Source organism: Paraburkholderia sp. OAS925, from assembly GCF_040543975.1.
Classification (GTDB): domain Bacteria; phylum Pseudomonadota; class Gammaproteobacteria; order Burkholderiales; family Burkholderiaceae; genus Paraburkholderia; species Paraburkholderia graminis.
Map to the genome: position 1 here is coordinate 2636817 of NZ_JBEUNO010000002.1, position 18310 is coordinate 2655126.

Below are 18310 nucleotides of genomic sequence, written 5' to 3' on the forward strand. Positions count from 1 at the left end.
GCGCGCTTCGCGAGCACGCGCGGCGGCTTCGTTCGACCTCAACCTGAGAAACTGTCATGACCGATATTGTTCGTATCGAAACCAATCAACGTATGAGCCGCGTCGTGAAGGCTGCCGGCCTCGTGTTTATCGGCGGCCAGACTTCCGCGGATCATGCGCCCGACGTGAAGATTCAGACCGCCAAAGTGCTGGAGAAAATCGACGGCTTCCTGGAGAAGGCCGGCATCGACAAGACGCGGCTCGTTTCCGCGCAAGTCTGGCTCGCGGATATTTCGCGCGACTTCGCCGGCATGAACGAGGTCTGGGACGCGTGGGTTCCGCAAGGCTGCGCGCCGACCCGTGCGACGGTGCAGGCCAAACTTGCCGCGCCGGAGCTGCTGGTCGAAATTGCTGTTGTCGCGCTTGGCTGAGGCAACGCGGTAGGGGAAACGTGGGAGCGGCCGCGGTGTCGGGCAAGCGCTGAGATAGGAGCTGTGCGGATCACGGCCACGCGTTTAGCAATGCAATGCGCGTGGCCGCTGCGACTTTCCCGCGACGCGCCGCTATTTGAACTTGACGAGATCCTTGAAGATCAGTTCAGCCCACGTATTGCCCTTGGCCTGCACGAGCGAGCCGCCATTCTTGAGCGGTCCGAGCGCGATCGGCGCGAAACCGAGTTGTTCGGCCAGAGCCGCGACCGGTGCCACCGCCTTTTCGTCATCGCTCGACAGAAACACGACGCGGCTGCCGCCGTTCACGTTCGGATCAGACGCAAGAACTCCAGCGGGCAGATGGTTAAAGCCCTTTACGAACCGGGCGCCGGTGAACGCTTTGGCGATAACCGCGGACGACGGCTGACCGTCTAGTTCCTCAACGGGAACACCGAAAGCGTTGGTCGCGTCGATGATCGTCTTGCCCTGCCAGTTCGGGATCAGCTTCGCGACTTCGCGATGTTCCCAGAACGGAATGGCCAGGAAGATGATGTCGGACGCGATGGCGTCTTGCAGCGTCTTCGGGACAACGGTGGGGCCGATCGCTCTTGCCTGCTGCGTCAGGCTCTCGGGCGAGCGCCGGCTGGCGACGGTCACTTCGATGTTCTTTCTTGCAAACGCTCGGGCGAGCGCCTGGCCTACCGCGCCAAAGCCAATAATCGAATAGCTCATGCGAAAACTCCATTCAATATGATAAGGAATCCGGATTTATGGAAGTACTTGGACCACCTTCATCAAGTCGATAGCTACTTCTACACGTGTATCGGCGCGATCTCAGATAGCCGACGTGCCGCCGTCGACATACAACTCCACGCCATTCACGAAGCTCGAATCGTCTGAAGCGAGAAACAGCGCAACCGTCGCGATTTCCTCGGGACGACCCATCTTCCCGCGCGGCACCAGCGATTCGAACTGCCGCTTCGTCTCTTCGTCGAAGACTTGTTCCTGAATCGGCGTGGCGATCTGCCCCGGGCTCAGCACGTTCACGCGGATATTCCTGCCCTTCAGTTCGTTGAGCCAGCCACGTGCGAACGCGAGCAGCGCCGCCTTGCTCGCCGCATACACGCTGAAACCAGGGAAACCTTTGATCGACGCAATCGATCCGGTCATGAAGATCGATCCGCCGTCGTTGAAGAGCGGCAACGCCTTTTGAACCGTGAACAGCGTGCCGCGCGCATTCAGGTCGAAGGCCGCATCGAAGTGCTGCTCGGTAATCTGACCCAGCGGCAGCGCTTCGCCCGTGCCGGCGCTTGCGTACAGGATGTCGATCTTGCCCTTCTCCCGCTTGACTGTATCGAACAGGCGGTCGAGGTCGTCGAGATTGGCCGCGTCGCCGCGCACGCCGGTCACGTTGCGGCCAATCTGCTTGACGGCCTCGTCGAGCGCCTCTTGCCTGCGGCCCGTGATGAACACATACGCGCCTTCTTCAACGAACCGCTTCGCGCTCGCCAGCGCCATGCCGCTCGAACCGCCCGTGATGACTGCAACCTTACCGTCTAGCTTTCCCATGACTTCTCCTTTCGTGGTGTCGGGCAGCGCCGCTATTCCCATTTGAACAAAAGCGCTGTATCTTATGGATCACTGATCCACATCCTGAGTCAAATATATGGATCACTGATCCACTTGTCAAGAAAATCATGCGAGCCGACGCCAGAAAGAACTACAGCCATCTACTTGAAGTCGCGCGCGACGTCATCAGCGAACATGGTGCCGATGCGTCCATGCGAGATATCGCGCGCCGCGCCGACGTCGGGCTGGCAACCGTGCTGCGCCATTTCCCGACGCGAGAAGCGTTGTTCGAGGCGTTGCTGCGCGAGCATCTGGACGCGCTGACGCAAAAGGCGGCCGAACTCGAAGCGTCGAGTCCACCTGACGAAGCGCTCGTGTCCTGGTTTCGCGAAGGCGTCGCATTCGTCCATAGCTATAACGGCGTTGTCGCGTTGATGGCGAGCGCCCACGCGGACCCTGAGTCCGCGCTTTACGCTTCATGCGCAGCGGTGCACTCGGCGGGCGAGCGGCTATTGCTCCGCGCTCAGGCCGAGGGAACCGCGCGCGCCGATATGAACGGTGTCGACCTGTTCGCGCTGATGTCGGCACTCGGCTGGGTCGTCGACCAGCCGTCGTTCGCGCCACGCGCCGATTATCTCTTCGACTTTATCGCGGGCGCGATGCTGACGAACCGGTCGAGCAAGGATGTGAAGAAGGCAACGTGAGATTCGTCGCAAGCTTCTTAGAGGTACGTGCGTTGACGCGCTGCAAATGCCAATACGGCAATTGCATATCGATAGAAATTGGAACGGCGCACGCGTGCGGCCTTTAACATAGGCATCCTTCCTGTTCCGTCCTCGGGGTTACTCGCGCAATGTCCCAACCTCTCCGCTTCGGCGTCTGGGCGCTCGTACATGGCAGCCGTGCGGCGCTGCAGGACCCCGCGGAACCCTACGACGCTTCATGGGCGCGCAACAAGGCGCTCGTGCTGGAAGCCGAGCGTCTCGGCTACGATTCGGTGCTCGTCGCGCAGCACACCATCAATCCGCACGATCCTTCGCTCGATCAGCTCGAGGCGTGGACGGCATCGGCTGCATTGGCGGCACTGACTTCACGCATCGAGATCATCGCCGCGATCAAGCCGTATCTGTACCATCCGGCCGTGCTCGCGAAAATGGCGCAGCAGATCGAGCACATCAGCGGCGGACGCTTCGCAATCAATCTCGTGAACGCATGGAATCGCCCCGAGCTTGAGCGCGCCGGCATCGGCTTTGCGGAACACGACGAACGCTACGCGTACGGCCGCGAATGGATCACCGTCGTCGATGCGTTGCTGCGCGGTGAAGCGCTCACGCATCGCGGCGACAACTTCCGTATCGACGACTATCAGTTGCGTCCGGCCGATCCGTTCCGCGCGCGGCCGCGCATCTATGTCGGCGGCGAGTCGGAGCCTGCGCGTTCGCTGGTGGCCGCGCATGGCGATGTGTGGTTCATCAACGGACAGCCGCATGACGACGTGGCGGCTCTTATCGCCGATGTCTCCGCGCGCCCCCGTCCGGCCGGCCACGATGCGTTGCGCTTCGGCCTGTCGGCGTTCGTGATTGCACGCGAGACGCAGTCCGGGGCCGACGCTCATCTCGAGCACCTGTTCGCGCTGGCCGAACTCGACAAGCCGCTACGGGAACGGCAAAAAGCCAACATCGATCCCAACGCGGTGATGCATCAGACCTTCGCGCGCTCGGCGCGCGTCGGATCGAACGGCGGCACGGCTGCGGGCCTTGTCGGCGATTACGATACGGTCGCGCGGCGCATTGCGGAGTTCCATCGCGCCGGCATCGAACTGTTCATGCTGCAGTTCCAGCCTTTCGAAGCCGACATGGCCCGTTTCGCCGAGGAAGTCATGCCGCGCGTTCGCCGCCTGCTGGACTGAACACAACGCCACCGCCGAAAGTCAAACGCCCGCCCGTCATGTCACGTCGTGGCACGCGCGCGGGCGCTTTCATGCACGCCTAGAAAAACGCACCGGTAGGCGGCAACTGACCGGTCAGCAAATTCTGTCCAAGCAAACGCTCCTTATAGAGCCGCGGATTGTGCGAGGCGATGACCTTGATGTTGCGCCAGTGCCGGTCGAGCGCACCGATACGCGAGACGACCGAGCCCGAGCCGAGATCGATCAGCCAGCTTGCGATCTGCGGCGCGAGGTCGTCGATCACGACCTTGGCTTCGGACGCTGCAAAGGTGGCAGCGAGCGTGGCCTCGTATTCGCCGTCCATGCCGTAAGCGTCGCAGGCGCGCTGCAAGGCAGCGACAGCGCGATCGGCGGTTGCTTCGACGCTCGCCGTATACGCACGGATTCGACCGAGTTGCGACTGAAGCACGGCTTCGTCGGCGGGATGCTCGGCTTCGCCGTGATAGAAGTTGCGGCCGCGCGTGCGCAGCACGTCGACGGCGTCCAGCGCAACGCGGCGCACGATACCCGCAATGCAATTGGTCAGATAGACCTGATGGAACGTGAATCCCCACGGCGCGGCGTGTTCGGACGCCGGCGGATCGAGCGGATAAAGATGCGCCGCCGGCACGGTGACGTCGCGAAAGCGGGCCGTGCCCGAGCCGGTCAGCCGCTGGCCGAAACCTTGCCAGTCGTCGTCGTTGCTGACGCCTGCGCTTCGCTCAAGCACATATTGCACGGTTCGCCCCGCGCGGCTCTCCACCGCGAGGCCGACGAACGCGTCGTTGTACAGATTGCCCGTCGCGTACACCTTCTCTCCCGAGCCGACGTACAGGTCGCGCGAAGCGTCCCATTCGAGCCGGCTCAACACTTGAGTCGGACGCGCGCCGGCCGCCTTCACATCGCTTTCGGTAAAGCTCAGGCCGACGGTTTTTTTCTGCGCGCTCAGTGCGAGGACGTGTGCATGGAACGGATGATCGCGCTTCCTGAGCGCCGTTTCCACCTGCCACAGATGATTGCGGAATGCATGCGCGATGTTCGAATCCGCGGCGGCCACGTCGCGGGCTACGACCAACAATTCGCTGAGCGACACGCCATGCCCTCCTCTATCGGACGGCAGACGCAACGCGCCGAAGCCGATCGCTTTGAGTCTCGCGATCTCGTCGTGCGGCAGACGATGCTCCCGTTCGCGCGCCGCGGCAGTCGCGGCGATGGCGGCAATAATCTCCGCGAAGCCGAGCGTCACGCTCAGCGGCGAAATCCACTGCGTGGGCCCCGCTTCCTTGATGCTGCTGGTGTCAGTCATGCGCTCGCCCGTGTTCAAACTCTGATGCTGTAGTCCGCGACCTTGATGCGCGAGTTGATGATCTTGCGCTCCGCGAGCCAGTCGGCGGCGCGCTGAAACTGCGCGATGAAGGCGGCGTCGTCTGCCTCGTGGAACTGGTTCACGCGCTTGAGGCCGGCGAGATAGTCGCGCACCTGATCCGGATACTTGCCCTCGCGCTGCACGAGCTGCTCCGCTTCGACGGAGTGCGACGACTGCCATGTCCCTTCAACGTAATACGCATCGATGACCGCGCGGATCAGTTCGGAGTTCTCTTCGGTGAACTTGCGGCGCGTGACCAGCGAGCTATAGTCGATCAGGAAATCCAGGTCGCGGCCTTCGTTGAATATGTCCTTCGCGTCGTTCGAGAAGCGCGCGATGTCCACGCCCGGCGACCACATCGACCAGGCGTCGACCCGGCCTTGCGCGAACGCCGGTGCGGCGTCGGGCGGATTCAGATAGACGAACTGCACCTTGTCCCGGTCGATGCGATGTTTCTCCAGCGCGGCGATAAGCAGAAATTCGCCGAGTCCGGAGCGGTTGACGGCGACCTTGCGGCCCGCAAGATCCGCAATCGAGTTGATGCCGCTCGACTTCTTCGCGATGATGGAAGTGGAGCGCGGCGAATAGATATCGAACGCATTGAAGACGATGGGCGAGCCGGCGAGCATTGCGGCGAGCGCGGGCGTCGTCGATCCCCAGAAACCGAAGTCCGCGCTGCCGCCGACCACGGCCTGAATCGACGGCGCATGGTTCGGGAACGGCCCGATCCATTCGACCTTGATGCCTTTGGCCGCGAGCGTCTTTTCGAACACGCCCGCGCTGTTTGGCGATGTCGGGCAGGCTGCCGTAGCCCCAGCCGATTCGTACGGTGTCCGTATTACGTGTGAGCTTGCGCGGTTCGGCTGCCTGCGCCGGAACGAGGCCGCCCACGGCAGCGCCGGCCAGCAGGCCGCCCGCCGCGCGCAGCAACTGGCGGCGGCTCAGCAATGAATCATTCATCCTTTGAGATCCTTCGGTTTGACGGGAAACGGGTCAATGAGACTGAACGCCCAGCTCTTCGAGCAGAATGGACCGCAGCGTGCCGGCGTGGTCTTTGGGGCGGAACGAGGCCGCGATGCGGCCTGCGCGCATGACGATGATCCTGTCTGCAAGGGTCAGCGCTTCGTCGACATCGTGAGTGACGATCAGCACGCCTGGCTGGTGGAGCGCGACAAGCTCTTTGACGAGTCCGTGCATCTTGATGCGGGTCAGCGCGTCGAGCGCCGCGAACGGTTCATCGAGCAGCAGCAGCGCGGGATCGGGAACAAGCGCGCGTGCCAGCGCCACGCGCTGAGCCTGGCCGCCCGAGAGGTTGCGCGGCCAGTCGTCCTCACGGCCGGCGAGTCCGACTTCGGCGAGCGCGCGCGCGGCGCCGTCGCGGCCAATCGTCCTTTCGTGACCGAGCGCGACGTTCTCCCACAGCGGCGCCCACGGCAAAAGGCGAGGTTCCTGGAACACGACGGACGGACGTTCCGGCGCGCGGATCGTCCCCGCGTCCGGCTGATCGAGTCCGGCCAACGCGCGCAGCAGCGTCGTCTTGCCGCAACCGCTTTCACCCAGCAGCGCGACGAATTCGCCCTTCTGGATGTCGAGGTCGAGCGAGTCGATCACGACGCGGCTGCCATAGCGCCGCTTTAGTCCACGGACGGAAACGGCCAATGCTTGAGTACCGATGCGTTCGCGTTCGCGTTCGTGTGAAGGCGCTGCCGCAGCGCGATCGCGAGATGGAGCGGTAGGCTGATTCACTTGCGCGCTCCTTTCGTGTAGTTCGCGTGCCACGAGAGGAAGCGGCCTTCGAGCAGACGCACCAGCGCGTCCGCGACGACGCCGATGATCGCGTAAATGATCATCGTGAGGATGATGACGTTCGTATTGAGGAATTCGCGTGCATCCATCGCGAGGAAGCCAATGCCCTTCGTCGTTGCGAGCGTTTCGGCGATGACCAGCGCGAGCCACGCATGCGCGAGCGCGTAGCGCACGCCCGTGAGAATGGACGGCATCGCGCCCGGAAGAATGATCCGCCGCACGATCGCGGCCCGCTCGAGTCCGACCACGCGGCCAAGCTCCATGAGCTTCGGATCGATCTGGCGAATGCCGAGCATCGTGTTGATGTAAATCGGAAAGAGCACCGCGAGCGCCACCAGGAAAATCTTCGCGACTTCGCCGACGCCGAACCACACGATCACGAGCGGCAGCATGGCGAGGAACGGAACTGCACGCACCATCTGAACGGAGCGGTCGAGAAGCGCCTGTGCAAGCGGCGAAAAGCCGACGATGACGCCAAGCGCGAGGCCGAGCGTTCCGCCGATCACGAACCCGCCCGCGGCGCGCAGCAGCGACACACCGAGATGAACGAAAAGATCGCCGTTACGTGCCAGGTTGAGGGCGGTTTCAAGCACGCTGCTCGGAGCAGGCAGCACTTGCGGCGCAATGAATCCGGCGCGTGCAGCGGTTTCCCACAGCAGCACGACGACCGCGGGAATTATCCACGAGAGCCAGATGTACAGCGTCGCTTGAGAAACGCCTACGCGGGACGGTTGCGCGGCGACATAGCTGTTGCGGATGGAAGTCAGGTCGGCCATGCGGCGGGAGACGTCATGAGTCATCGGGAAGGAGTGTGGAGATACATCCCGCAGCCTAAGTAAAAACTTTGCTGTTCTCCAACGAATCAATCCTTCTAACGATATGCGCTGCGTATGCAATGTGCACCGGCATGCCGTTATAACGACGAATTCCGCCCGTATTGCGTCACCCTCCCATGCGATGTTGTGTACTTTGAAAATATAACGACGTGTTTAGCACTGCGCCGCCATAGCAAAGCATCCAATATTGTTAGTCGTTTTCTCCTCTTCAGAAGCCGGCGGGCTACAGACGCCTGCGTAACCATCTCGCCACGCTGAGACCGCCCAGCATCATCCCGGCCGTAAGCGGCGGCGCTGCGCGAACCACGCTTGCCTCAGGCCATTCGGAAATCATCGGCTCGCCATCACGCGCTACCAGTCTCGAGATCCACTTGCGCGCGCTGAGCGGCAACGGAGGCGCGACTTGCCCAAACACGTTATGCAACTGATCGCTCGCATGCGGAAACGAGCCTAGCGCGATGGCCTCTTTACGTGACGGCGAACCTATCACCTGGCTCGTCACGACGGCCGCCCCGCGCGCCAAGCCGTCCATACAATCCAGTATGTCGATTTCAGCCGCCGTCAGCACAGCCAGCACATCGTCGACATAAGCGTTGATGACATCCTGTTGGATTTTCAGGCCCCATTCCAGCGCCTGCGGATTGTCGCGAGTGAGAAGCTTCGGAAAAACAGAGCCGTCGTCTGCCCGCGTGTATCCGGTCGTCGTGCCATGATCCGCCGCGCACAAGGCTTCGAAAATGGGCGCGCGAATCAGCGGCCTGATAGGCTCTCCCACGGACTCGCTGAGATAGTCATCGAGGCTGCCGCAGTTTTCCGGACGATGATAGAGGCCAAAGTAAAAGCCCGAGAGGCGTCGGTCGAAGCCTGCTTCCCGGCTGCATGCAACCTTTGCCAGCGAGCGCTGCAAATTTGCGCGCCATCCAATATCGACGACACCGACGTTACCGTCCGCGAAGAATGCGTGCTGCTCCAGATAGTCGAGCAGTAGCCGTCGCGCAGAAGAAGCGGACGCGTTGATCAGATCGCGAACCTGATCGTCTGTCTGGATGTACCGGATCAACTGCTCTACTTCAGCGCGACTCATCGCGGCATGCGGGGAGCGAATACCAAGACGTTCCTGCAAACCGGCGATGGCCGTGTGATTGATATCCAGATCGAATTTCCTGAACACGTCCGCGAGCGAATTGCCTGCCTTGAAACCGAAATGACTCAGGTCGCCTTCCGATATGTCCAGAACAGCAGGCAAGTGAAGCGATTGCCGCGACACGTGCAGATACCGCAAATCGATCGGCAAGTCGTATGCGCTTACTATCTTTTTCGCAATCGATAAAAGTATCTGGCCGTCACGCGCGAGGAAGAACAATCGATCGACTTTCCTGCGTCTCGCCTCTGTGAGAATCCACACGACAAACGCGAGCAGCAACGGACCCACGAAGCCAGCCGATACCTCTGCGAGCGTCTCGTCGTGGTCGCTGACGGGCTTGACGCGCAGCCGCGCCGTGCGCGCGCTTCCCGACAGAGCAGACCCAAGCAGCGGCGGCTCGATCGCGGCCTTGTCGAGTTCGCGCTCGAGCCGTCCGGGCGCCGTCTTGAAGAACGGCGCGGCACGACCGCCTACGCGCCATACCTGGAATACATCGGAGAATACGTTGTCTCCGACGTGCAGGTGTTTGACTCCACTGCCTTTCGCATCCGAAAAGAGAGTCCCACTCCTCTTGGTACGACGGTTCTCGCATGAAATGAACAACTGCCCCGGCTGCACGCGCACGCCGCAACCGCTGAGCATGCTTTCCAGATCCGATCGTGAAAAGTAGATATCCGAAATAATTGCCGTTCTTCCCAATGCCGACAAGCGATTGAATATCTCGACCATGCCGGTTATGGGACGTAACAAGCGCTTTTCGAGCGCGACTTCGATGGCCTGCGCCGCACACAGGAATTCGCGTGGCAAATCCACCGACTCTGCGATCTCCGCATAAATGTTGTCGAGCGTCACTTCACGCTCGACACGGGCCTTGCGTGCCCTCCACTCCGCCGATTGCCTGATCGCCATCCATTCGCCCGGCTCGACGACAGAACCAAATTCGCGTTGCAGCCGATATCCCGCCACGAGGAACAGATCGGAGGGTCGCCGCAAGGGCCTTGTTATTAAAGTGTCGAACGCATCGAAAGAGACGAGGCCGTCGCCGGTCCAGATTCGCTGTGCATCCAGGTCGTGTAGTGGATTCATCCCCGCAAAAAGTTGCTGGATGCCAGCTGATACAAATCGTTGGTTGATGACGCGTTCGAGAAGGAGGTTCGTCGCATTCATCGGTGCCTTCCGCCTTAAAAGAGAGGGACTACTTTCGACCGCGCCGAGTTTGTCTGCTCGCTCGCCCGGCATGGGTCTTCCGCACGCCGGTTCAACACTAACGATCTAAAAAACGCGCGCCGTCAGCCATGACTCATCAACCATGACTCATCGTCAACGCAAGCGGTTAAAGCTACCCGGTCGCAGATCACGACGATCTCCGCGCCATATGACGGCTCGATCACCAGCAGATTCCAATCCCCACTGGCGATGCTCGTCTCGTACCTCGTCATGGAGGGCGAACCAAGGCGGACCTCGGTGCCATCGAGTGAATTTGCCCAGTTGACTTTCGCCGCCAGTTCACCCTCCGCGAATCGATGCCACGAAGATAGCAATACCCTCGACACCACGTTGTGACGAATGATGTCTGCCGCCCTCAGCGCATGTATTCCTTCGCAGGTTATTGCTCGCACGTTGTCGCCCCTCAGCGCGAACGTCGTGCGTAATTCGGACCTGGCGCGATCATGTGTCACGGACAGTAGCTCCGCGTCATGAAAGCTGCGCGCCACGTCTTTCGTCAGTAATTCGTCTTTCATAGCGATCCTCAAAGCCTTGAGGTGTTCACGGTGTAAAGCACGGCCGGGTTCTGTGACGCGCCTCGCTCCTATAAGTGCGTCGCTCGTGCTTCGCTAACAACACGAACTCCTTTTTTAGCGGTGTGATTGCGAGCTAACGGGTTGCAAATATAACGGACTGCGTAATCAGCAATAGGCGAATATGGAACGAGACAAAGACTGGAAAGCGCGAGCGTCCCGAGCTTTTTCTTCAGGCTCCAGAACGGATTTGCCACGATCGCATGGAGATAAGCATGCGAATGTTTTAACATCCAGCGCCAGCGGGCCGTCAGCGGCGCGTTGTAGACACTCGCGCAGAAATACGCCCTTTCAAGCGCGAAATCGTGAAAGTCCCGTGGCAACTGCATGCCCAGGCGGCGCGATGCTATTTCGCGCAGAGTCGCCCACCGCGACGTGAATGCTTTAGGCGCCCTGTCGGTCTGCTCCGAATTAGCAAACGTAGCGCCTCGCGCTCCGCAATACACGCGGTAACCGCCGAGCGACTTTGGAATGCTCAATACTGTTCCAACCAGAGCCGCCCCGTAAATCGCGTAGAAATCCGCGCCATACCGGCTCTTGGCCGTCTCTGGTACGGGGAAGATTTTTCGCAACGCACTGACGCTATACGCGTTGCCGGACGCAGGCGGTGACGGGTACAGCCATCCGTCGAGCAGAGGTTTCAAACAGTCGCCGTCGGCTAACGAGTGAGGTACATAAACTCCCGTACATTTGCTGGTGCAGTCGATCACATCCAGCCGGAACTGCACCTTTGCCACGTTTTCTCTCTCGAAGCTCTGCATCACTTCGGTCACTGCGCCGGGATAGAGTACGTCGTCCGAATCGAGAAACAGAACATAGCCCGTCTTGAGCCGCTGAAGCGCCAGGTTGTAGGCAGAGACCTGCCCGCCGTTGTCCTTGAAAATAGTCGTTATGCGCGTGGCGTAGGCTTGCATGATGGCGCGCGATCCATCCGTCGATCCGTCGTCGATGACGATGACGTGTGTATTCATGTAGTCCTGCGCGAGCGCGGAATCTATTGCCTGTGCCAGATACTCTTCATAGTTGTAGTTGCAGATCACAACGTTCATTTCTTTCATGGTGACTTCCCGGCAAGAGCTCAAGGCGATCTGACCGACCGGATACGTTCAAACGAATCGGCGCCGGATGAGCGATCTTGCAATGTTCATGGGGGCGAGCAACGTGACGATGCTCCATCCCGCAATCAGGCAACGAAACGCGGCTCGCTCGAAGTTCGGGCGAAAGGGAATGGACAATGCGTCGCGCAGGGCGCGCAATCGGCTGTCGCCGGGCAGCGGATGTTTTTCCGGTGTCAGCCGCAAAGAAGCAACTCGCAATTGAAGCAAATGCGGTGCGCAGAACAGCGTGCTAATCGGCGGTGGCGGCCTGCCGGTCATGGCGCAGGCTTTGCACGCGGCATGGTGTCGCTTGAGCGCGCGCGCAATCTCGCGGCCGAAGTTATTCGTGTTCGCGCTCATCGCGCTATCGTTCTCGCCATGCATGCGATAGAGCACCAAAGGCGCGGGAATCGTCTCGACGTCGCCCATATAGGGAGCCATCGCGATGCATGTCGAATCCGTGAACGAATCGCAACTCGCGTCCAGTGGAAAGATCTTTCTGAGGAAGCTGCGCGCCCACGCATTTCCCGAACCGGGCGGCGTGGGATACTCCGACGTCCTGTATGCCCACTGACGGATCGCCTCCGGCGAGAGTCCCGGCGGGACCTTTGGAATCACGTTTCGAATCTTCGGAATGGCGTTGTCATTGTGTATGGGACGCCCGTGTGCGTCGACTCGCTCCATCAATACCTGCACTTTGGTGAGGCCGGTGCGCCACACCGAGGCGATCGAGCGCAGTGCGCCGGGCACCAGAACGTCGTCCGCATCGAGGAAGATAACGACGTCGCCCGAACTCTTCGCGAAGCCCATGTTGTTCGCTTCACGCTGACCACCGTTCTCCTTGAAGATGGCCGTAATCGCTTCGCCAAACGAGTCAATGACTTCCGCGGAGTTATCGGTCGAGCCGTCGTCGACGACGATGACTTCGACGTGCGGCCAATCCTGCGTCAGCGCGCTTTCCACCGCTTGCCGGAGAAAGCGACCGTAGTTGTAGTTGGCGATCACGACCGAGAAGAACAGCTCGGAATGGTTCGCTGGACATTCGCTGTATCGAACTCTCATCGACTACCTCCAGCCCGCCTGGATGAATACATCCTGAACACATCCGTTTTGCGAAGCCGCTCACGGTACGCTTTTTCGTTGATTCAGCCGCCGGCCCGGACGGTAGGTTGCGTTACTTCGCCCGAGCCGGATTCGCGCACCCTGCCCTCGCGCAGCAACAGAGTGCCTGGCGATATTCAAGTTATGCGTTCATATAATCAGTGCAGTCGGCGCGGCCTAAAGTCGAGTAGTAATGTCGCGAATCGCTGAATCGTCGATAATATCGTCGTACGAAATAATCGTATTTAGTCGTCCGTAGATGCGCTTATTCGCACTGCGCTACTTTTCGCACAATCGCTTCGCAGAATGGGAACAGGTTATGCAGACTGCTCTCTGCACTACGCGGAAGGCGGCGGCTGTTTCGTCGATTGCAGGATGCACGCTGTAAAAAGCCGAGCTGATCGAAGACGTGCCGTTGCCGCCGTAATCGGCCAGTCGTTTATGAATCGAGCGATACGCGTTTCGCGTACATTGGGACGGCGCGGCTAAATTTCGCGCTTCGAGAATAGCGGCTAGAAACGTTACGGCTGCGCCACCTTTCGGACCGCGCTGGTCGCTGCATTCAGCAAGCGGCCATCGTCGTGCCTCAATGTCTGCTTCTTGATTACGCGTCCCGTCTTGCGGTCCACCAGTACCGAGTGCTTCTCGCCCGGAGCAAACAGATTGGCCTCGCCCCATTGACGCAACATCACAATGACAGGGAAAAGCGCTTCGCCCTTCTTTGTCAGGACGTATTCCTGGTGTCCGGAACCATCCGACGCTGGCACAACCTCGAACACCCCGCCTTCAACGAGCATCTTGAGGCGGTCGGCCAGAATATTGCGGGCGATGCCCAGGCTGGAAACGAACTCACCGAACCGGCTCACGCCGTCGAAGGCGTCTCTAACTATCAGCAGTGCCCACCTGTCTCCCACGATGTCAATCGCCCGGCCAACCGGGCACGATAAATCAACAAGACTTCTCTGTCTGGCCATCTGGCGCTCCTCGATCCCAATGCGAACGTCCGAGCCCGACCGACATTACCGACGGTCGCACGTAAGCTCAATCGTAAGTTGCATTTTAAAACAACTGTCCCTACACTCTTCGTAGTTGCAATTTGAAACTACACAAACCGACTTTTCCATGAGCACGTCCTGTACCCCCGAAGTGCAGCATGATCCGCCCACTGACTCAATAGAGCGCAAAGAAATGCCCACGGGCCTCGTCGCCCTGATGTCGGTGTGTTGTGCGGTGAGCGTTGCCAACGTCTACTACGCCCAGCCGTTGCTCGACGCCATCTCCCACGACTTCCATATTTCTCATTCCGATGTGGGTGGCGTCATAACAGCGACTCAAGTGGGCTGCGCGCTTTCGCTGATGTTTGTCGTGCCGCTCGGCGACCTGCTCAACCGCAAGCGGCTTATCGTCTGCCAGCTGGTTTTGCTCGCCATCGCGTGCGTAGCCGTGGCTCTATCAGGATCGCAGCATGCGTTGCTCGCTGGAATGATTGGCGTCGGATTGCTCGGCACGGCAATGACGCAGGTTCTGATCGCATGCGCAGCCGCACTTGCCAACGAAAGCGAGCGCGGCAGAGTAGTCGGCACGGCACAGGGCGGTGTTGTCGTTGGCTTGCTGATGGCTCGATCGCTCGCCGGCGTCGTGGCAGATGTGGCTGGCTGGCGAGCCGTCTACCTCGTGTCTGCAATTTTCGCTGTCGGCATGCTGATTGTGCTTCTTCTCTTTCTACCGACTCCGCGGCCGTCCCGAGTGCAATTGAGCTACGCCGGCCTGCTGCGTTCGATGATCGAACTCCTGCTGCGTGAGCGCGTACTGCAGGTACGAGGTTTCCTTGGTCTTCTCATGTTCGCAGCATTCAGCATTTTCTGGAGTGCACTTGTTCTACCGCTAAGTGCGCCGCCTCATGCAATGTCACATACGGGCATCGGTGCATTCGGTCTGGTCGGGGCACTCGGCGCGATGGCGGCGGCACGTGCCGGGAGCTTGACCGACCGGGGCCACGGTCAGACCACAACGTGCGTCGCGCTAGTTCTTCTCTGCGCGTCATGGCTACCGATCTCGCTTATCGATAAGTCAGTGATCCTATTGATTGTTGGCATCATACTTCTTGACATAGGCGGGCAAGCGATACACGTCGTCAACCAGAGCATGATATTCAGCACGCGTCCCGAGGCGCATGCCCGCCTGGTCGGCTGCTACATGCTTTTTTATTCCGCTGGAAGCGGCTTGGGCGCGATATCGTCGACGGTGATTTATTCGCGTGCAGGGTGGCCAGGCGTTTGCGCACTAGGTTTCGTCGTCAGCATGACTGCATTCGCATTCTGGGCAGCGACGGTCCGGCATGCCGGGAGATAAATGCCGCTTGCCGGAACGTCTGTGCCCGTTCCTGTCGAAGCCGGACTGTCGCGGCCTTCGCGACTCGTCGCGAAGGCTCCTGCCCGGCGAAGTACTCGTCAGCCGTGTGGCGGAACCGCCTCGGGATCCATCCACATCACTTCCCAGATATGACCGTCCGGATCCTCGAAACTGCGACCATACATGAAGCCGAAATCCTGCACAGGCGTAGGGTCTGCCTTGCCGCCCGCCTTACTCGCCTTTTCGACAAGGCTGGATACCTGCTCGCGATCATCCGCAGACAGACAGAGCAGCACCTGCGCGTCGGTGTGCGCATCGACAATCCGCTTGCTGGTGAACTGGCGCCACTTGTCGTGTGTGAGAAGCATCGCGAAAATGGTATCGGAGAGCACCATGCACGCTGCGGTATCGTCACTGAATGCGGGATTATTGACCGCGCCAACTGCCGCGTAGAAGGCTTTCGACCGCTCCAGGTCCGTCACTGGCAGGTTAACGAAGATCATCTTGGTCATCATTTTTCCTTTGAGATCTAGCCGCGGCAGGATTGCCGCCACCATACATACCGACGAATGACATGGAGAAGAATCGACGAAAGCCGCGAAGAAATTTTTGAACGCGCAACGCGCACTCGGAAATAGCATGTCTGCTTTCGACGGTCTCGCGGATTAGGCCGACGTTGGTTCGACCTCTTACCCCGGCAATAAGCCGACTGCCCTGTAAGTGCCGATCAAGGTGTCGAACAAGGCAATGTCCGCCCGCCCGCGCGCCATCAACTGAGCTCCCGCGACTGCGGCGTAAATCGCGCACGCGCGTTCGCGGCTCCCCTCGCCGGTGACGACGCCAGACGCCTCCAGCGACCGACGGAGCCAGGCCACGTTGACGTCAGCGAAGGCCTGCACTTCCTTTTTGACCGCTTCAGGCAGATCGTCGTATTCCGCGGCCATAAAGCTGCTCAGGCACATGCGGTTGTCGCACTCCAAAGACCGGCGAAACGTCTCCGGGTATCGACGCAAACTGACGAGCGGATCGCCTGATGCCGCCGAGAGTTCTTCCAGCGCAGCGGCCGCGTCCTCGTAGTAGCGTCGCGCGACTGCCGCCGCGAGGTCCGCCTTGCTCGCGAAGTGATGGTAAATGCTGGCAGCTTTAATGCCGACATCCTGCGCCAGGTCCCGAATATTGAGCCCGGTATAGCCGTGCGCCTGCGCCATTCTTGTCGCAGCAGCAAGGATGCGGTCCCCTGAGCCGGTGACGGCTGCAATGGTCACGACGGTCTCCTCAAAAGTTGTTGACCTGACGCATTGTATCGCCTAAAGTTGCCCCTAACAAACGTTAGGTAGGCAACCCACATGTCGCATCGCAAGAGCGGCATTTTTTTGATAATCGTTGCCTAACTACTGTTAGGTAGTCTCATCAGTTTTGACTCAATCCGTCCCACAAGCGCCAGGGAAAAACCATGACCTCCGAACTCCTTTACCTCGATGCCACCCGACTGGCCGAACTGATCCGCACACGCGAAGTCTCGCCCGTCGAGGTCGTGAAGGCACACCTTGACCGCATCGACGCGGTCGATCCGAAAATCAATGCGATCGTGACGGTCGCGGACGATGCGCTGGAAGCCGCCAGGGCCGCCGAAACGGCAGTGCTGTCGGGCAAGGCGTTGGGGCCGCTGCACGGAGTGCCCTTCACCGCAAAAGATTCGATCGACACGGCGGGCGTGGCTACGCAACGTGGCTCGCCCATCTTTAAAGGACGCGTTCCTGACGCCGACGCAACTAGCGTGGCCCGGCTGAAAAATGCAGGCGGCATCCTTCTCGCAAAAACGAACTTGCCCGAATTCTCGTACTGGATCGAAAGCGACAATCTGCTCAGTGGCCGATCGAATAATCCGTGGGATCTGGAGCGCACTCCGGGCGGCTCCAGCGGCGGCGAATCGGCGGCCATCGCAGCGGGTATGTCGCCGCTGGGGCTCGGCACCGATCTGGCGATCTCTGTGCGCGGACCCGCTGCGCAGACAGGCATCGTGTCGCTAAAGGCGACTCACGGACGCGTGCCCATGACAGGGATCTGGCCGCGCGCCCCACGCCGCTTCTGGCACGTGGGTCCGATGGCTCGCAGCATCCGCGACCTGGCGCTCGCGTTCTCGCAGTTGTCCGGTCCCGATGGGCACGACGCTTTTGCAAGCAGTACCGTCCCGTTCGATGCCGGCGTGGGCCGCTCACCAGACCGTCCGCTGCGAGTGGGCTGGATGGTTGAACCGGGCTTCGGGCCCGTCGATCCGCAAGTCGCGGCAACGGTGCAGGCGGCGGCGGAAGCGCTCAAAAGTTTGGGGCTAGTGGTGGAGCCTGTACGCATTCCTGCCCTCGAGCGTGACTTCGCTCTCGACGTATTCAACCGCCTGCACGTCATGGAAATGAAGCCGGCCTTTGCGGAAGTGACAGCAGGCCGCGCTGAGGACGAACTCTACAAGATGGCCAAGACGATGCTGGCGCTGCCCGACACTTCGATGAGGGACTACATCGACGCTGAACAGGCGGCCGAGCGTCTGCGAGACGGATACGCCGAATACTTCCGGAATTACGACGCGCTGATTACGCATGTGCTTCCGATCCCGGCTCACAAGCACGGCGTGGACACGTTCTCGATCAACGGCCACACAGTGGATGCCACCTATCTGCAGGGCGCAACTGTGCCGTTGAACGTCACGGGCTTGCCTGGCATCTCGATGCGCTTCGGCACGAGCAAGGAGGGCCTGCCGATCAACGTACAGATTGTCGGGAGTTGGCAGGCTGAGTCAACCATTCTTCACGTGGCGTCACTGCTCGAATCGGTCAGCCCTGTGCGCGATCTACATCCGCATATTTGAGCCTTCAGCTCTGCGCAAACCGACCATCGCCGCCCTGGAT

General features: G+C 60.4%; 17 protein-coding genes and 1 pseudogene. 5 read left to right on the plus strand and 13 right to left on the minus strand.

The genetic code is table 11. The features are described 5' to 3' along the window. Positions 1–56: 56 nt before the first annotated feature. Complete coding sequence (locus ABIE53_RS30505) at positions 57–410, plus strand: RidA family protein (protein ID WP_006050371.1); 354 nt, start codon at positions 57–59, stop codon at positions 408–410. 132 nt (positions 411–542) lie between these two features. On the opposite strand, the gene ABIE53_RS30510 is transcribed toward ABIE53_RS30505, so the two are convergent. Continuing rightward, positions 543–1142, minus strand: a complete 600-nt coding sequence (locus ABIE53_RS30510) for an NADPH-dependent F420 reductase (RefSeq protein WP_006050372.1) — start codon at positions 1140–1142, stop codon at positions 543–545. Positions 1143–1244: 102 nt separating this feature from the next. Then, on the minus strand, positions 1245–1979 hold the full coding sequence (locus ABIE53_RS30515) for an SDR family NAD(P)-dependent oxidoreductase (protein WP_006050373.1): 735 nt from the start codon (positions 1977–1979) through the stop codon (positions 1245–1247). A 128-nt stretch (positions 1980–2107) separates the two neighbouring features. Between ABIE53_RS30515 and ABIE53_RS30520 the strand changes: the two genes are divergently transcribed. Further along, complete coding sequence (locus tag ABIE53_RS30520; protein WP_192700229.1) at positions 2108–2683, plus strand: TetR/AcrR family transcriptional regulator; 576 nt, start codon at positions 2108–2110, stop codon at positions 2681–2683. 149 nt (positions 2684–2832) lie between these two features. Next, positions 2833–3888 carry an LLM class flavin-dependent oxidoreductase gene (locus ABIE53_RS30525; protein ID WP_053860540.1) on the plus strand — a complete coding sequence of 352 codons (1056 nt, stop codon included), beginning with the start codon at positions 2833–2835 and terminating at the stop codon, positions 3886–3888. Between the two features lie 79 nt (positions 3889–3967). Here the strand turns inward: ABIE53_RS30525 and ABIE53_RS30530 are convergent, their stop codons facing one another. The 9 genes and pseudogenes from ABIE53_RS30530 to ABIE53_RS30570 form a co-directional block, all read right to left on the minus strand. Then, positions 3968–5212 carry an acyl-CoA dehydrogenase family protein gene (locus ABIE53_RS30530; protein ID WP_192700230.1) on the minus strand — a complete coding sequence of 415 codons (1245 nt, stop codon included), beginning with the start codon at positions 5210–5212 and terminating at the stop codon, positions 3968–3970. 14 nt (positions 5213–5226) lie between these two features. After that, positions 5227–6232 (minus strand): annotated as a pseudogene (locus ABIE53_RS30535) (NrtA/SsuA/CpmA family ABC transporter substrate-binding protein). 33 nt (positions 6233–6265) lie between these two features. Then, positions 6266–6946, minus strand: coding sequence for an ABC transporter ATP-binding protein (locus ABIE53_RS30540; protein WP_051153974.1), 681 nt, complete (start codon positions 6944–6946; stop codon positions 6266–6268). A 68-nt stretch (positions 6947–7014) separates the two neighbouring features. After that, positions 7015–7854 (minus strand): ABC transporter permease subunit, encoded by an 840-nt coding sequence (locus tag ABIE53_RS30545; RefSeq protein ID WP_053860539.1) that lies wholly within the window; start codon positions 7852–7854, stop codon positions 7015–7017. Positions 7855–8137: 283 nt separating this feature from the next. Next, entirely contained in the window at positions 8138–10144 is a 2007-nt protein-coding gene (locus ABIE53_RS30550) for a haloacid dehalogenase (protein WP_376916608.1), read from the minus strand. A 203-nt stretch (positions 10145–10347) separates the two neighbouring features. Then, a complete protein-coding gene (locus ABIE53_RS30555; RefSeq protein WP_006050381.1) occupies positions 10348–10800 on the minus strand; it encodes a hypothetical protein in 453 nt (150 codons plus the stop codon). Between the two features lie 68 nt (positions 10801–10868). Further along, complete coding sequence (locus ABIE53_RS30560; protein ID WP_006050382.1) at positions 10869–11915, minus strand: glycosyltransferase family A protein; 1047 nt, start codon at positions 11913–11915, stop codon at positions 10869–10871. Positions 11916–11963: 48 nt separating this feature from the next. Further along, a complete protein-coding gene (locus tag ABIE53_RS30565; RefSeq protein ID WP_006050383.1) occupies positions 11964–13016 on the minus strand; it encodes a glycosyltransferase family 2 protein in 1053 nt (350 codons plus the stop codon). 560 nt (positions 13017–13576) lie between these two features. Further along, the gene (locus ABIE53_RS30570) at positions 13577–14029 is read right to left on the minus strand and encodes a winged helix-turn-helix transcriptional regulator (protein ID WP_006050384.1); all 453 of its coding nucleotides are present in this window, start codon (positions 14027–14029) and stop codon (positions 13577–13579) included. 148 nt (positions 14030–14177) lie between these two features. Between ABIE53_RS30570 and ABIE53_RS30575 the strand changes: the two genes are divergently transcribed. Next, entirely contained in the window at positions 14178–15407 is a 1230-nt protein-coding gene (locus ABIE53_RS30575) for an MFS transporter (RefSeq protein ID WP_044021367.1), read from the plus strand. A 98-nt stretch (positions 15408–15505) separates the two neighbouring features. Here the strand turns inward: ABIE53_RS30575 and ABIE53_RS30580 are convergent, their stop codons facing one another. Further along, on the minus strand, positions 15506–15919 hold the full coding sequence (locus tag ABIE53_RS30580) for a VOC family protein (protein ID WP_006050386.1): 414 nt from the start codon (positions 15917–15919) through the stop codon (positions 15506–15508). A 177-nt stretch (positions 15920–16096) separates the two neighbouring features. Next, positions 16097–16672 (minus strand): TetR/AcrR family transcriptional regulator, encoded by a 576-nt coding sequence (locus tag ABIE53_RS30585; RefSeq protein WP_006050387.1) that lies wholly within the window; start codon positions 16670–16672, stop codon positions 16097–16099. A gap of 188 nt (positions 16673–16860) precedes the next feature. On the opposite strand from ABIE53_RS30585, the gene ABIE53_RS30590 reads away from it, so the two are divergent. Continuing rightward, the gene (locus tag ABIE53_RS30590) at positions 16861–18270 is read left to right on the plus strand and encodes an amidase (protein ID WP_006050388.1); all 1410 of its coding nucleotides are present in this window, start codon (positions 16861–16863) and stop codon (positions 18268–18270) included. The last annotated feature ends 40 nt before the right edge of the window (positions 18271–18310 follow it).